This window comes from Blastococcus sp. SYSU DS0541 (assembly GCF_054050875.1).
The window spans coordinates 68,630-83,965 of sequence record NZ_JBJHAD010000013.1 but is presented as its reverse complement, the minus strand read 5'-3'; the positions used below and the strand labels follow the sequence as shown (position 1 = coordinate 83,965).

At 74.1% G+C, this 15,336-nt stretch carries 10 protein-coding genes, 1 tRNA gene and 1 pseudogene; 7 read left to right on the top strand and 5 right to left on the bottom strand.

Annotated features, from left to right (window positions below; translation table 11 throughout):
- The first annotated feature begins 21 nt into the window (after nucleotides 1–21).
- A pseudogene (locus ACI794_RS14695) lies at nucleotides 22–1,709 on the top strand (DUF885 domain-containing protein).
- 24 nt (nucleotides 1,710–1,733) lie between these two features.
- On the opposite strand, the gene ACI794_RS14690 reads toward ACI794_RS14695, so the two are convergent.
- Genes ACI794_RS14690 through ACI794_RS14680 form a run of 3 tightly spaced genes read right to left on the bottom strand, consistent with a single transcriptional unit; the run spans nucleotide 1,734 to nucleotide 6,509 of the window.
- Complete coding sequence (locus ACI794_RS14690) at nucleotides 1,734–2,888, bottom strand: acyl-CoA dehydrogenase family protein (RefSeq protein ID WP_456601287.1); 1,155 nt, start codon at nucleotides 2,886–2,888, stop codon at nucleotides 1,734–1,736.
- Complete coding sequence (locus ACI794_RS14685) at nucleotides 2,888–4,888, bottom strand: ATP-binding protein (RefSeq protein WP_456616736.1); 2,001 nt, start codon at nucleotides 4,886–4,888, stop codon at nucleotides 2,888–2,890. The genes ACI794_RS14690 and ACI794_RS14685 overlap by 1 nt, the downstream gene beginning before the upstream one ends.
- Before the next feature lie 7 nt (nucleotides 4,889–4,895).
- Nucleotides 4,896–6,509, bottom strand: coding sequence for a carboxyl transferase domain-containing protein (locus tag ACI794_RS14680; protein WP_456601289.1), 1,614 nt, complete (start codon nucleotides 6,507–6,509; stop codon nucleotides 4,896–4,898).
- 92 nt (nucleotides 6,510–6,601) lie between these two features.
- Here ACI794_RS14680 and ACI794_RS14675 point away from each other — a divergent pair, with 92 nt between their 5' ends.
- Nucleotides 6,602–7,234 carry an SACE_7040 family transcriptional regulator gene (locus ACI794_RS14675; protein ID WP_456601290.1) on the top strand — a complete coding sequence of 211 codons (633 nt, stop codon included), beginning with the start codon at nucleotides 6,602–6,604 and terminating at the stop codon, nucleotides 7,232–7,234.
- Between the two features lie 78 nt (nucleotides 7,235–7,312).
- On the opposite strand, the gene ACI794_RS14670 is transcribed toward ACI794_RS14675, so the two are convergent.
- Nucleotides 7,313–9,124: a hypothetical protein gene (locus ACI794_RS14670; protein WP_456616735.1), complete on the bottom strand. Its 1,812-nt coding sequence runs from the start codon at nucleotides 9,122–9,124 to the stop codon at nucleotides 7,313–7,315.
- A gap of 130 nt (nucleotides 9,125–9,254) precedes the next feature.
- Complete coding sequence (locus ACI794_RS14665; protein ID WP_456616734.1) at nucleotides 9,255–10,433, bottom strand: hypothetical protein; 1,179 nt, start codon at nucleotides 10,431–10,433, stop codon at nucleotides 9,255–9,257.
- Between the two features lie 156 nt (nucleotides 10,434–10,589).
- On the opposite strand from ACI794_RS14665, the gene orn reads away from it, so the two are divergent.
- The 5 genes from orn to ACI794_RS14640 all read left to right on the top strand — a co-directional run bounded on the left by orn (nucleotide 10,590) and on the right by ACI794_RS14640 (nucleotide 15,191).
- The gene (orn, locus tag ACI794_RS14660) at nucleotides 10,590–11,237 is read left to right on the top strand and encodes an oligoribonuclease (RefSeq protein ID WP_456601293.1); all 648 of its coding nucleotides are present in this window, start codon (nucleotides 10,590–10,592) and stop codon (nucleotides 11,235–11,237) included.
- Nucleotides 11,238–11,323: 86 nt separating this feature from the next.
- A tRNA-His gene (locus ACI794_RS14655) sits at nucleotides 11,324–11,399 on the top strand.
- A gap of 214 nt (nucleotides 11,400–11,613) precedes the next feature.
- On the top strand, nucleotides 11,614–13,050 hold the full coding sequence (locus ACI794_RS14650; protein WP_456616733.1) for a tyrosine-type recombinase/integrase: 1,437 nt from the start codon (nucleotides 11,614–11,616) through the stop codon (nucleotides 13,048–13,050).
- Between the two features lie 444 nt (nucleotides 13,051–13,494).
- Nucleotides 13,495–13,983 carry a DUF4365 domain-containing protein gene (locus tag ACI794_RS14645; protein ID WP_194290537.1) on the top strand — a complete coding sequence of 163 codons (489 nt, stop codon included), beginning with the start codon at nucleotides 13,495–13,497 and terminating at the stop codon, nucleotides 13,981–13,983.
- Entirely contained in the window at nucleotides 13,980–15,191 is a 1,212-nt protein-coding gene (locus ACI794_RS14640; RefSeq protein WP_456616732.1) for a hypothetical protein, read from the top strand. Before ACI794_RS14645 ends, ACI794_RS14640 begins: the two co-directional genes overlap by 4 nt.
- Nucleotides 15,192–15,336: the final 145 nt, after the last annotated feature.

The window sequence follows — 15,336 nt, the reverse complement described above, 5'->3', positions numbered from 1 at the left end:
TCACCGGGATAGCGTCAGCGGGTGACCGCCTCCTCCGCGCGCCCGCCGTCGCCGCTGGACCAGCTCGCCGACGGCTTCGTCGAGAGATACGCGGCGGCGCAGCCGGTGGTCGCCACCTACATCGGGGTCCGCGGGCACGACGACCGGTGGCCCGACCTCAGCAGCGACGGCCACGCCGCCCACGCCGAGCTGCTGCGCCGCACCCGCGCGCAGGCCGAGGCGCTCGAGCCGGTCGACCGCCGGGACGAGATCGCGCGCAGCGCCATGCTCGAGCGGCTCGGCGCGGAGCTCGACCGCTACGACGCCGGCTACGCGCAGGCCGACCTGAACACCGTCGACAGCCCGCTGCAGAACTTCCGCGAAGTCTTCGACCTCATGCCCACCGAGTGCGACGAGGACTGGTCCGCCGTGGCGGTCCGGCTCGCGGCGATGCCGACGGCGCTGCTCGGCTACGCCCGCGGCCTGGACGACGCCGCCGACCGCGGCCGCGTCTCCACCGCCCGGCAGATCCGGCTGGCCGCGGAGCGGGCGCGGCAGTGGGCCGGCACACCCGAGCGCCCCGGCTTCTTCACCCGGCTGGCCCGCGAGGCGCCTGTCGAGCCGCGCAGCGCACTGGGCCGCGACCTGGCCGACGGCGCCGAGCGGGCGTCGGGCGCCCTGCTCGGGTTCGCCGGGCACCTCGAGCGGGTGCTGCTGCCGCTGGCGCCGTCGGCCGACGGCGTGGGCCGCGACCGCTACCTCGTCGAGTCGCGCTTCCACACCGGCGCTCGGCTGGACCTCGACGAGACCTACGACTGGGGCTGGGCGGAGCTCGCCCGCATCGTCGCCGAGAAGGAGCGGGTCGCCGAGGTGATCGCGCCTGGTGAGGGCGTGGCCGGCGCGATGGCGGCGCTGGACGCCGACCCGGCGCGGATCATCCGGGGCCGCGAGGCGCTGCAGGCCTGGCTGCAGGAGACCGCCGACCGGGCGGTGGCCGCGCTCGACGGCGTGCACTTCGACATCCCGCAGCCCGTGCGCCGCATCGAGGGCCGGCTGACCCCGACCGCGGGCGAGGGCGTCTACTACACCGCCCCCAGCGAGGACTTCAGCCGCCCGGGCCGGATGTGGTGGTCGCTGCCCGAGGGCGTCGAGGAGATGACGACCTGGCGGGAGACCACGACCGTCTTCCACGAGGGCGTGCCGGGCCACCACCTGCAGATCGGGCAGGCCGTGCACGACGCCGAGCGGCTCAACCGGTGGCAGCGGTGCTCTGCTCCTGCTCGGGGAACGCCGAGGGGTGGGCGCTCTACGCCGAGCGGCTGATGGGGGAGCTGGGCTTCCTCGAGGACCCGGGCGACCGGCTCGGCATGCTCGACGCCCAGGAGCTGCGGGCCGCGCGCGTCGTGCTCGACATCGGGGTGCACCTGGACCTGCCGATCCCCGCAGGGGCGGCGGCAGGCCCGCGCTGGGACTACGACGTGGCGCTGGCCTTCCTGCGCCGGCACGTGAGCATGGAGGACGCCATGCGCGTGGACGAGCTGCACCGCTACCTCGGCTGGCCCGGGCAGGCGCCGGTCTACAAGGTGGGTGAGCGGGTGTTCCTGACCTGCCGCGAGGAGGCCCGGCGGCGCGCGGGCGACGCCTTCGACCTGGCGCAGTGGCACCGCGACGTCCTGGCGCTGGGCCAGCTCGGCCTCGACCCCCTGGCCGCGGAGCTCGCCCGGCGCTGACGCGGCAGGTCGACCCGCGCGCGCTCAGCCGACGCCGAGGTCGCGGGCGATCAGCATCCGCTGCACCTCGCTGGTGCCCTCACCGATCTCGAGGATCTTCGCGTCGCGGTAGAAGCGGCCGACCGGGAACTCGTTCATGAACCCGTACCCGCCGTGCACCTGGGTGGCGTAGCGGGCGTTGTCCATCGCGACCTCGGAGCTGTAGAGCTTGGCGATCGAGGCCTCGCGCTTGAACGGCTCGCCGCGCAGCATCTTCTCCGCCGCCCGGTAGTAGGCCAGCCGCGCGGTGGAGGCCCGCACCTCCATGTCGGCGATCATGAACTGCACCGCCTGGTTGCGGCCGATGGGCTGGCCGAAGGCCTCCCGCTGGGCTGCGTACTTCACCGACTCGTCGACGCAGCCCTGCGCCAGCCCGACCGACAGCGCGGAGATGGCGATCCGGCCCTCGTCGAGGATGGAGAGGAACTGCGCGTAGCCGCGGCCCCGCTCCCCCACCAGGTTCTCCTCGGGCACGCGGCAGTCGTCGAAGGAGAGCTCGCGGGTGTCCGAGGCATTCCAGCCGACCTTCGAGTACCGCTGGCCGACGGTGAAGCCCGGCGTCCCCGACGGCACGATGATCGCCGAGATCTCCTTCTTGCCGTCCGGCTTGGTACCCGTCACGGCGGTGACGGTGACCAGCGCCGTCAGATCGGTGCCGGAGTTGGTGATGAACGCCTTGGAGCCGTTGATCACCCAGTGCCCGTCCTCCAGGCGCGCGGTGGTGCGCGTCGCCCCGGCGTCCGACCCGCCACCGGGCTCGGTGAGCCCGAACGCGCCCAGCGCCTCCCCGGTGCACAGCCGGGGCAGCCACTCCCGCTTCTGCTCCTCGGTGCCGAACCGGTAGATCGGCATGGCGCCCAGCGAGACGCCGGCCTCGACGGTGATCGCCATCGAGCTGTCCACCCGCGCCAGCTCCTCGAGCGCCACGCACAGGTCGAAGTAGGTGCCCCCGGCGCCGCCGTACTCCTCGGGGAAGGGCAGGCCGAACAGCCCCAGCTCGCCCATCTGCCGCACGATCTCCGTGGGGAACTCGTCGCGCTCGTAGAACTCCCCGATCTGCGGGGCGATGACCTCCCGAGCGAACTCCTGCACGGTCTTCCGCAGCGTCTCGGTCTCGTCGCTGAGCCGGTAGTCCAACATCAGTTCTCCTGCTGCTCGGGCCCGGCCGCCGGGGTCACCAGCGCCAGCCGCTCGTCCAGCGCGACCGTCTGGCCCGCCGTCACTGCGAGCTCGGCCACCGTCCCCGCGACCGGGGCGGTGAGCACGTGCTCCATCTTCATCGCCTCGACGACGAGCAGCGGGGTGCCCGCCTCCACCTCGTCGCCGACGGACGCCCGCACCACCGTCACCGTCCCCGGCATGGGGGAGGTCACGGCGCCGTCACCCCCGGCCTGCCCGGCGGTCGACGCCAGCCGCTCGTGCTCCCGCAGCGCGGTGACCCGGCCCTCGGCGGCCAGCCACACCTGACCGCCGTGGTGCACCAGCGCGTAGGACGACGAGCGCCCGGCGAACGTCACCGCCAGCCTGTCGCCGTCGCGGACGGCCCGGGCCGGCTCCGGCGCCGCGTCGCCCACGGCCACCTCGGCGTCCGCAGACCGGCCGCGCACGCGGACGGTCAGCGGATCCGCACCCGCCACCTGGAGGCGCCGCACCGTCCACGCCGGCTCGCCCAGCCGCCAGCCGTCGGGCACGTCCCAGCGGTCCACGACGGGGCCGGCCGGCTCGGACTCGACCAGCAGGGCGAGCGCCGCGGCCGCGTAGACGTGCGCAGACGGCTCACCGACGGCGGTCAGCTCCTCGCCGCGCCGCTCGATGAGCCCGGTGTCGAGCGCCCCGGCCACGACGTCGGCGTCGTCGAGCAGCGCCCGCAGGAAGGCGGCGTTGGTGGTCACGCCGAGGACGGCGGTGTGCCCGAGCGCCCCCACCAGGCGCGCGCGTGCGGTCTCCCGGTCGGGGGCCCAGGCGATGATCTTGGCGAGCATCGGGTCGTAGTCGGTGCCGACCCGACCGCCGACGGCCAGGGAGCTGTCGAGGCGGATGCCCGGGCCCGTCGGCTCCACGAGGCCGAGCACGGTGCCGGCCTGGGGCAGGAAACCGCGGGCGGGGTCCTCGGCGTAGAGCCGGGCCTCGATGGCGTGCCCGTCGAGGGAGACGTCGCTCTGGTCGATCGGCAGGGGTTCGCCCGCGGCCACGCGCAGCTGGAGCTCCACCAGGTCCAGCCCGGTGACCATCTCGGTGACCGGGTGCTCGACCTGCAGCCGGGTGTTCATCTCCAGGAAGAAGAAGTCGCGCGGCCGGTCGGCGTCGACGATGAACTCGACCGTGCCCGCCCCGGTGTAGCCGACGGCCTTCGCCGCCTCGACGGCGGCGCGGCCCATCGAGGCGCGCATCGCCGTGTCGAGCAAGGGGGACGGCGCCTCCTCGATCACCTTCTGGTGCCGCCGCTGCAGGCTGCACTCGCGCTCGCCGAGGTGGATGACCGTGCCGTGGGCGTCCCCCAGCACCTGGACCTCGATGTGTCGGGAGTTGCCGACGTAGCGCTCCACGAGCAGCGTGTCGTCGCCGAAGGAGCCGCTCGCCTCGCGCCGCGCGCCGGCGATCGCGTCCGGCAACTCGTCCTTCGAGCGCACCACCCGCATGCCCTTGCCGCCCCCGCCGGCGCTGGGCTTGAGCAGCACCGGGAAGCCCACGGCGACGGCGGCGTCGGCGACCTCGGCGTCGCTCATGCCGGGCTCGGTGCGGCCGGGGACGACCGGCACCCCGGCGGCCATCACCGTCTGCTTGGCGCGGATCTTGTCGGCCATCGCCTCGATCGCGCCCACCGGCGGGCCGATGAAGACGATCCCCGCCTCCTCGCAGGCGCGGGCGAAGTCGACGTTCTCCGACAGGAAGCCGTAGCCGGGGTGGATCGCCTGCGCGCCGGTGCGCGCGGCGGCCTCGAGCACCCGCTCGATGGAGAGGTAGCTCTGCGCGGCCGGCGCCGGCCCGATGGGGACGGCGACGTCGGCGAGGCGGGTGTGCAGCGCGCCGGCGTCGGCCTCGCTGTGCACGGCGACCGAGCGGACGCCCATCGCGCGCAGCGTGCTGATGACGCGGACGGCGATCTCGCCGCGGTTGGCGACCAGGACGGTGTCGAACATCAGTCCCTCACATCCGGAAGACGCCGTAGCCGACGTCCTCGAGCGGCGCGTTGGCGCAGGCGGCGAGAGCCAGGCCCAGCACGGTGCGGGTCTGCGCGGGATCGATGACGCCGTCGTCCCAGAGCCGGGCGGTGGCGTAGTACGGGTGCCCCTGCGACTCGTACCGGTCGCGGATCGGCGCCTTGAACGCCTCCTCCTCCTCGGCCGGCCACTCCCCGCCGCGCGCCTCGATCCCGTCGCGGCGGACGGTCGCCAGCACCGAGGCGGCCTGCTCCCCGCCCATCACCGAGATGCGCGAGTTGGGCCAGGTGAAGAGGAACCGGGGCGAGTACGCCCGGCCGCACATCGAGTAGTTCCCCGCGCCGAACGAGCCCCCGATGACCACGGTCAGCTTCGGTACCCGGGCGCAGGCGACCGCGGTGACCATCTTGGCGCCGTGCTTGGCGATGCCGCCGGCCTCGTAGTCGCGGCCGACCATGAAGCCGGTGATGTTCTGCAGGAACAGCAGCGGGATCTTCCGGCGGTCGCACAGCTCGATGAAGTGCGCGCCCTTGAGCGCGGACTCGGCGAAGAGCACGCCGTTGTTGGCGATGATGCCGACCGGGTGGCCGTGCAGCCGCGCGAAGCCGGTGACCAGCGTCTGCCCGTAGAGGGGCTTGAACTCGGCGAACCGGGAGCCGTCGACCAGCCGGGCGATGACCTCCCGGACGTCGTAGGGCGTGCGCGGATCCGGCGGCACGACCTCGTAGACCGATTCCGGGGGGTGCACGGGCTCCTCGACTGGCTCGACGTCCCACGGGCGGGCCTCGCGCGGGCCGAGCGTGGAGACGATCTGGCGGACGATCTGCAGGGCGTGCGCGTCGTCGTCGGCCAGGTGGTCGGTGACCCCGCTGACCCGGCTGTGCAGGTCTCCCCCGCCCAGGTCCTCGGCGGTGACGACCTCGCCGGTCGCGGCCTTCACCAGGGGCGGGCCACCGAGGAAGATCGTGCCCTGCTCACGGACGATCACCGCCTCGTCGCTCATCGCCGGCACGTAGGCACCACCGGCGGTGCAGGACCCCAGGACGGCGGCGATCTGGGCGATCCCGGCCTTGGAGAGGTTCGCCTGGTTGAAGAAGATCCGGCCGAAGTGCTCGCGGTCGGGGAAGACCTCGTCCTGCATCGGGAGGAAGGCGCCCCCGGAGTCGACCAGGTAGATGCAGGGCAGCCGGTTCTGCAGCGCCACCTCCTGCGCGCGCAGGTGCTTCTTCACCGTCATCGGGTAGTAGGTGCCACCCTTGACGGTGGCGTCGTTGGCGACGACGACGCACTCCCGCCCGGAGATGCGGCCGATGCCCGTGATGATCCCGGCGGCCGGCGCCTCGCCGTCGTAGAGCCCGTGCGCGGCCAGCGGCGAGAGCTCGAGGAAGGGGCTGCCCGGGTCCAGCAGTGCATCGACCCGCTCGCGGGGCAGGAGCTTGCCGCGGGCGGTGTGCCGCTCGCGCGCCCGCTCACCGCCGCCGAGGGCCACGGCGCGCAACTGGCCGGCCAGGTCGGCGACGAGCTCCGCGTGCGCCGCGGCGTTGCGGGCGGCGCCTGCCGGGTCGGCCGGGGAGGCGTGGGAGAGCACCGGTGCATCCACGCCGCAGAGGTTAACCACGGTTCACCGTCGCGGTCCACCCCTCCCCATCGAGGGGTTAACGGACGTTCACCCGCGGGGTTAGCATCCGTCGCATGACGTCGGCCGGCACGGGGCTGGAGCAGGGCTCCCCCGCCCAGGACAGCGCGCTGCACGCCGACGCCGCCCGACCCTCCCGGCGGGAGCAGATCCTGCAGGCCGCCGCACGGCTGTTCGCCGAGCGCGGCTCCCGCGCGGTGGGGGTGGACGACGTCGGTGCGGCGGTCGGGGTGACCGGGCCGGCGATCTACCGGCACTTCGCCAGCAAGGACGCGATGCTCGCCGAGATGCTGCTGCGCATCAGCGCCCGGCTGGCCGACGGCGGGCGGGAGCGGGTGGCGGCCGCGGGCGGCGATCCCGCCGACCAGCTGCGCGCGCTGATCGGCTTCCAGGTCGAATTCGCACTCGACAACCCGGCCCTGATCGTGGTCCACGACCGGGACCTCACCTCCCTGCCCGAGGCCGAGGCCGCCCAGGTGCGGCGACTGCAGCGCCGCTACGTCGAGGTGTGGGTGGCCGTGCTGGCCCGGGTGCACCCGGAGGCGCCGGCGGCGGCCTGCCGCGCCCGCGCGCACGCCGTCTTCGGGCTGATCAACTCCACCCCGCACAGCGCCGGCCGGCTCGACCGGCCCACGATGACCGAGCTGCTCCGCGCGATGGCCTGGGCGGCCGCGACCGCGACCCCGTGAGATGGGCGCCGGTCCCCCGCACCGCTCGCCCGCTCGCGGCGAGCCTCGGACCAGGCCGTTCCGGGCCGTTCGGGGCCGTCACCCGAGCGGCGGCACCGGGAGCGCGAGACCGTCGGAGGCGACCTGGTCCACCGCGGCGTCGCTGCCGGCGGCCGCGCCGGCCCACGCGCTCTCGACGACGGTGACCGTGGACCCCGAGACGGCGCTGGCGTACTGCGCCGACCGCAGCCTCGCCGGACCACCGGCGTAGGTGACCCCCTCGCGGAGCAGATCGCTGACGTTGCCGCTGCCGTCGCGGTCGGTGAGGGCGCGGAGCTCGCGGGCGGCGGCGTCGTCGGGCATGGCCACCCGCGACACCGAGACGACCACCGGGGCGCCCTCCACCTCCGTCGAGTAGAGCGCCCGGGAGAGCCCGACGCAGTCGCTCGCGGCGAAGAACCCGGCCACCTCCCCGTAGGCGTGCGCGGCGCAGGTGTCGTCGACCTGCACGGCCTGCACGGTGTAGGTGGTGCCGTCCACCTCGCGCACCTCCCCCGGTACGGGGCCGGTCGCGACCGCGTCGTCGGCCGGGACCCCGCCGCCGCCCGCGGCGCCTTCCACGGGCGGGTCGCCCCCCAGCAGCAGCCCGGCACCGAGGACGCAGGCGACCACCAGCGCCGCCGCGGCCGCGACCAGCGCGGCGACCCGCCGGCCGCTGCCGGATCCCCGCTCCTCGGCCCGGCCGGAGGCGGTGGCGGTGGCGCCCCAGGCCCCGGACAGCGGCGGCCGGGCGGGCTTCTCCGCCGGCTGCCCGGTGGGTGGCGGGGTGGCCGGCTGGACGGGCGGCTGCGCGGCCGGCGGTGCGACCGGGAGGACGGCGGTGCGCGGCCCTCGCGGCGCCGCCGGGTCACCCCCCTCGCGGTCCGCCTCGCCGGGGGCGGCGTCGGCGCGGTCAGCGGTGCGGTCGTCGGCGTGGGTGCCGGTGCGCGGCGGGGCCGGCGCACCGCCCACCTCGACGGTGTCGCGCGGCCCGGCCGGCCCGGGCACGACCTTCCCGGGCGCCGCGGCCGCCACCGCGGCGGCGTGGGCGGAGGCGACCGAGGCGGCGACCGCGCGGGCCACGGCCGTGGCGCTGAACGGGGCCCCGTCGTAGGTCGCGGCGCCCCCGCCGGCGCGCGCTCCGGGCGCGTCGGTGCCCGGCGCGGCGACCATGGGGGAGGCGGCCATCGCCGCCGGGGTCAGCAGCTGCGGACGGCGGAGGACGTAGGGCGAGTACGGGAAGGCCTCGCCGTTCAGCTCCTCGACCGTGGGCCCCCGGCCCGGCAGCTGCAGCGCCTCCAGGGCCGCCCGCACGTCGGCGGTGGTCCAGAGCCGGGGGTTGTCGACGCCGGCGTGCCGCGCGGCGCGCGCGAGGGCCAGCAGCAGGGAGCGGGGATCCAGCGTGGCCACCAGGTCGCCCTCGCCCAGGTCACCGTCGGCCGGCACCAGCCCGGCGATCTCGCCGACCAGGACGGTGAGGCGGGCGATCCGCCCCGGCTCCAGCCCGGCGCGGCGCAGCTTCATCGCGGTGTCCATGCCGGCGGCCATCAGCCCGTCCAGCGGCGAGGAGCCGCCGCCGGCCAGGTGCAGCACCTGCTCGGGGCCGGTGGCGCCGGCGATCGTCCAGGGACCCTCCGGCTTCGCCGTCACGGTCCCGGACTGCCGCTGAACCTCGACGACGCGGATGACGGCGAGCCCCTCGGGGACCAGCAGCACCGCGTCGGACCGGCGGCGACCGAGCGGCTCGTCCACCAGGGGCAGTGACGCGACCACGGCGGCGCGGACCGAGGCACCGGCGTCCCACCGCGTGAGCTCGCCGAAGAAGGCCCGCTCGGCCGCCGTCTCGAGCGGCGCCGGGGTCAGGACCAGCACGTCGTCCTCCGGGCGTTCGGGTTCTGCGGTCGGGGCGCCGCCGGCGCGGGCCGCCGGCCGCCGCGGGCAGCCGGGACCGACGCTACGTCATCGGTGCGACGGCTCCGCGGCGCTGGGAGCCCTGGCCCGGTCAGCTGGCGAGGGCCGCTGCGGCGGGCTGGTCGGCGACGCGCCAGCGCGCCAGCCAGGCGCTGGTGGCCAGCGCGTCGACCACCGCCCACAGCGCGGCGAACCCGACGGCCACCGGCAGCACCGACCACCAGTTCCACGGCGGGAGCAGCCCGAGGGACTCCATCGGCCAGGCGACGGCGTACACCGCCGCGGTGACCACCGGGCCCGCCAGCCAGCCGGGGACCCGACGGTCCACGGCGACGTCGATCAGCACCGCGCCCACGACGAGCACCACCGGCAGCACCGACGGCGGGAAGTCCAGCGCCACCAGCCCGAGCCACATGACGCCTCGGTAGCCGAGGTAGACGACGGCGACCAGCGTCGCCGTCCAGCGCATCCCCACGATGCGGCGGGCCAGCACCAGCGCCAGCAGGCCGGCGCAGATCAGCCACGCCGGGTGCACCCACGACGGCACCGGCAGCATGAACATCGCCGGCGACTGCCCCTGCGAGGCCGCGAAGTCCAGCAGCGACGGCTCGGCCGTCGTCCGCCCGGCGTCGTATGCCTCCAACGACAGGACGCCGTACTCCTGGTGCTGGTTGGGGAAGAGCACGTTCTCCACGAAGAACAGCCACAGCCCCAGCGAGACCAGGTCGCGGAGGCGCCCCGGCGCGGCGTACAGCCACCAGCCGCGGAGCGCGCCGGCCAGCATGATCGCCGTCCCGAGGTAGAGCAGCGCGTGGCTCGGGCTCCAGCTGGTGATGTCCAGCCCGTTGACCCGGTGGTTGACGAGGTCGATCGGGATCGCGACCAGGAACGTGGCCGTGCCGGCCTGCATCAGCCGCAGCGCCCAGCGGTCCACGCCGTAGCCGCTGTAGCTGTGGAAGAGCACCAGCGCGACGACGACCGCGGTGCCCACGGTGTTGAGCAGGTGCGGCGGCGCGAGGTCGTCGCGCAGCCACTTGAAGTGCCAGGAGACGTCCCAGGAGGAGCCGAGCATCTTCAGCAGGAACGCCGCCAGCCAGGCGGTGTAGATCCAGCGCAGCTCGGTCTGGTCGGTCGGCCGCCCGGGCCGGCCGGGGGTCATGTAGGCCGCCCACAGCCACCGCACCAGGGCGGTCGGGTGGGCCAGGCCGGCGCGGAGCGTGCCCGGCGCCTCGGGCACGGCAGCGACGACGGGGGCGGGTGCAGAGGACACGGGAGGGCTTCCTGACGGCGGGCGTTCGGGCGACCCTAGCCGTGAACGGCACCGAATCCGAGCCCTTCCAGGCGAGCCGCCGCAGCAGCTGGGATGCGCCTGGACACGAGGGGTGATCGGGGCGGCCGTGGCGAGCGGTGCGTACTGTCGGGCGACGTGGCGGAGAGCGCAGGGCACCTGGTCTGGATCGACTGCGAGATGACCGGGCTGGACCTCACCAAGGACAAGCTGATCGAGGTCGCGGTGCTGGTCACCGACTCCGAGCTCAACGTCCTGGACCCGGGCCTGGATCTCATCATCTCCGCCGAGGACGCCGACCTCGACGGCATGACCGAGTTCGTGGCCGAGATGCACGCGAAGTCGGGGCTGACCGACGCCGTCCGGGCGGCGACGCTGACCGTGGCCGAGGCCGAGCAGCAGATCCTCGCCTACGTGAAGCGGTTCGTCCCCGAGCGGCGCACCGCCCCGCTCTGCGGCAACTCCATCGGCACCGACCGCGGCTTCCTCGCCCGCGACATGCCCGAGCTCGACGACCACCTGCACTACCGGATGGTCGACGTCTCCTCGGTCAAGGAGCTGGCGCGCCGCTGGTTCCCCCGCGTCTACTTCGCCCAGCCGCCCAAGGGCCTCGCCCACCGCGCACTGGCCGACATCATCGAATCGGTGCGCGAGCTCGCCTACTACCGGCGGACCCTCTTCGTCCCCGCGCCCGGCCCGAGCGGCGACCAGGCGAAGCAGGCCGCCGACCAGGTGGTCGGCTCCTTCGCCGAGCTGCTGACCGCCGGGGACGCCGCCACCACCTGACGCCCGCGACTCCCCCGGCGGGTCGCGTGGCGGCCTCCGGTATCGTTGTCGCGTTCCCCCGGCCGCGTGCGTCCGGCGGAATCGCGGTGGGTGTAGCTCAGCTGGTAGAGCACCAGGTTGTGATCCTGGGTGTCGCGGGTTCGAGCCCCGTCACTCACCCCACGTGAGAGGCCCTGGTCAGTCCGCTGACCAGGGCCTTTCCCGTTCCCCGACCCGTACTGGGGGGCAAGATCACGCCCGGCGCCCCTCGCTGGGGGGCACTTTGGGGGGCAGTGGCGGGGGCGACTGCGCAGCGGATCCCGCTGCGCACCGTGCGGCCGGTCAACCGACCGACAACCGCACGGAGCACACCACCATGTCCCTCAAGCCCCCAAGCATGTGGATCGAGAAGCGGGGCCGCCAGCACCGCGTGTACTGGCGCAACCCGGCCGGCCTCGGTCTGCCCGCCCGCTCCTACCAGCGCCTGGAGTCGCGCGGTGACGCCGAGCAGTTCATCGGCATGGCCGCGCACTTCGGGCTGGACACCGCCCGCCAGGTGATGGCCACGCCGGACGCATCGGCGCGCAGGGAGCTGCTCGCCGCGGCGCAGGCCGAGCAGGCCCCCGCCCCGGCCGGAGTGGCGGCAGCCGGCCCGCTGATCACCCCCGGCGTCCGCGCCGCCACGGCGGCGGCGCCGGACGACCCCCGCCTGTCCGGTGTCAGCTTCCGCACGCTGTGGACCACGTTCCTCGACCGGCACCGCCACGTCCGCAAGGGCACCCGTGAGCTGTACAAGAGCTACGGCAAGTACCACCTGCTGCCGTTCTTCGGTGACACGGACATCGCGCTCATCCAGCGCACCCGGCCGCTACGGCCCTCCGACGCCCTCCCGGGCGCGCTCTACGTGGAAGACGACTGGCTGAAGAAGATGGAGGCCACACCGAAGCGGGACAACATGGGCCGCCTCCGGCCCGGGACGCTGATCAGCTACGACTTCATCGGCAACGTGCTCACCGTGCTCGGCCAGTGCCTGGACGTGGCGATCCAGGAACGGCCGCCGGTGCTGCACCTCAACCCAGCAACCGGCATCCGGCTGCCCAAGCAGGACCGCCGGGAGATGTTCTTCCTCGACGACGCCGCCGCCTACGCCGTCCTGCGGTGCGCCATGCACGAGCACTTCCGCCCGCTGCTGGACTTCCTGGTAGGCACCGGCGCCCGCTACGGCGAGGCCGCCGGCCTGCTGGTGCGCCACCTGCACCTGGACGCCGACCGGCCGTACGTCGACATCCGGCTGGCGCTGAAGTGGCGCGGCAAGAAGTGGACGCTCGGCCGGCCGAAGACCCGCTCCTCGGTCCGCCGCATCCTGCTCCCGCCCAAGCTCGTGGACGTGCTGCGGCCGCTGGTCAAGGACAAGGGACCGGAGGACTACGTGTTCAACATGGTGGAGGGCAAGCCAGGCGACCCGCTACACCACGGCAACTTCCACAAGCGCTACTGGAAGGAGGCCGTCGCCGACGCCGGTACCGGTGCCGGTGTGCCGAAGGCGATCCGCATCCACGACCTGCGGCACACGCATGCCGCCTGGCTGCTGTGCGCAGGCGAGGCGCCGATCGTGGTCGCCAAGCGGCTCGGGCACAGCTCGACCACCACGACACAGGACATCTACGGGCACATCACCACCGAGTCCGACGACCGGGCCATCACCATCGTCGACGGCCTCCTGCCCGACGTGCTCGCCCGCGACGAGGAGGGGGCCACGGTCGTGACCCTCACCCAGGCGGAGGAGCAGATGCCGGAGTTCGACATCGACGACCAGGACGACCTCGCGGCCTGACATCGGCCACCCGGGAGGCCCCGGGCTCGTCCTTCTGACGAGCCCGGGGCCAACCTGCCTCGACGCAGCAGGCTCCCGGACATGCCCGACGGCACCAGCCGTGCGGACGACGGGCTTCACGGACCCGGTGACGAGTGCTCCCAGCCTCGGTCCGGCGCCACGTTTGCGCCGCTGACCTGGCAAGCTACGGAGGCTCGTGCAGGAGCGCACGGGGTCGGGCGGCGGTGAGGGGTGACGGGTGTCGCGCGGAGCCGGGCTGACTCCATCGCCGACCCGTCCGACGCGCCGACGCCATCCCGCGCGACACGAGGCGAAACGGGGCCGGCCCAGGCCATTCACCGGTGGCCGGGGAGCAGGTGCCGGCGCGGAGCCGGTGGAGCGGCATCGGCTTCCTACGAACGCGCCGGCAGCGGCGACACGGTGACTCCCCCTACCGAACTGTCGGTGCCCACCGCCACGCTGCTGCCGAGCGCGCGCAAGGCGCGATACGGCGTCGCCTACCTGCGCAACGTCTGCGCGCAGGCGGGAGTCGGCATGAACGAGACCCCGGCCGACGAGGATGTCCTGGCGGTCGACTGCTCGGTCGAGTTCGCCGAGGCCGCGGTGCGCGTCCAGGTGAAGTGCACCAGCCAGTTCACCATCGCCGGGCGGAGCGCCAGCTGGCCACTCGAAGAGGGGTGGTTGCGCGCGTGGTCGCACCACCTGGTGCCCGTCTACTTCGTGCTGGTCATCGTCGGCAAGGACATCCCCAGCTGGATCGATCACCACGCACGGGGGACATCCCACCGCGCTGCCGCCTTCTGGCGGCGCCTCCCGCCCGCGATGAGCGCGACGCGACTCGACGTCCCGAAGACCCAGCGGCTGACCGCTGACACCTTGGATGGCTGGCGGCAGGATCTGCTTGCGTCCTTCACCAGCGGAGGCACCTCGTGACCGAGTCGCGGTGGCGCGCACCGGCACCTGACCCCGTCGTCGGAAGCGGCGCGTTCATGCACGCAGCCGCGTCCCACCTGCTGCAGCTGTACCTCCAGCGGACCGGCTGGACCGCCGATCCACCCGGTCCGGCCGGTGCGCTCTGGCGCCACGGCGACGACGCTGCGATCGCCGTACCTCACGAGCTCAGCCCGGCGGCGGCGGAGTGGCGCGGGGTCGTCGAGCGCCTGGCCCGGTTCGAGCGGCGCGCCCCACAGGACGTCGAGACCAGCGTGGAGTTCCATCTCACAGACGTCACGCGTCTCAGGGCGGCGAACGACATCGTCATCCGCGGGTCAATCCCGCTGGAAGCAGGGGTGAGCCTGGTCAGCTCGGCCTGGTCCATGCTGCGTGCTGCGGCAACCACGGCCGTGCGACCGCGTGGGCACATCGCCGGCGGCTTCTCCAGACAGGCTGATGCCCTCGTGGAGCAGGCTCGCCTGGGACACACGCAGGAGGGCTCCTACGTCATCCCGGTGCTCATGCCGCTCACCCCGACGGCGGCGGAAGTTGCAGACCGGCCTGCCGTTCCGGGCCTGGAACTGGAACGGTTGGCGCACGAACCTCCCGAGCGCCGGGTGATGCGAACGTTCGCGCAAGCCCTCGCGGCCGTCGACCAGGTCATCGTCGCCCCGGAACGGACGCCATCTGGCGGCGATCTCCAGGCGGCGGTTGTAGCCGGTGCGAGCCGGGAGATGGTGATGGCCTTGCACCGGGTGCTCACCGACGACGCGGTGTCCGAGTTCGCGGCCGCCTTCTCATGGGCGGGAGGCGTGATGGCGCCCGCCGGAGTGCCGAGCAGTGTGCGCCTACCCGCGGCCGCCGCGCCGCGGCTGCAGCAGGCGGCGCAGCAGCTGAAGGCGTCCTCGTACACACCGGACGAGATCGTCACCGGGCCCATCGTCGAAGTCCGGCATGAGCCGGACAACCCGTTCGGCGAGATCTCCGTCCAGACGGTCCGGCGTGGGCGGCAGACGGAGGTACGCGTGCGACTGCGGGCTGAGCAGCTGCTGGAGACCTTCGACTGGGCCCGCGATGGCCGCTCGGTGGTCTGCGAGGGGCGGGTCCGCCGCATGCCAGGGCGGCCCCTGATGATCGACGAACCGAAACGGGTGCAACCGCTGGACGAGACGTTCCTACCGGCACCGTCCCCCACCGACCAGCACTAGCTCCAGGGCTACAACCCCGCACTGGTCGAGCCCCTGCATGAGGCTGGGTCGGCACGGCCAGCGTGACCACCCGTCGGCGCGCTCGCTTGCGTCCGTGCCCGGCGGCGTCTGGTACGACGGACCCCACTCGCCCGGTGGCTATGCG

Excerpts from the sequence above, each read along its gene's own strand:
- ACI794_RS14690 (WP_456601287.1), bottom strand. The coding sequence starts at position 2,888 with ATGTTGGACTACCGGCTCAGCGACGAGACCGAGACGCTGCGGAAGACC.
- ACI794_RS14675 (WP_456601290.1), top strand. The coding sequence starts at position 6,602 with ATGACGTCGGCCGGCACGGGGCTGGAGCAGGGCTCCCCCGCCCAGGAC.
- ACI794_RS14650 (WP_456616733.1), top strand. The coding sequence starts at position 11,614 with ATGTGGATCGAGAAGCGGGGCCGCCAGCACCGCGTGTACTGGCGCAAC.
- ACI794_RS14685 (WP_456616736.1), bottom strand. The coding sequence starts at position 4,888 with ATGTTCGACACCGTCCTGGTCGCCAACCGCGGCGAGATCGCCGTCCGC.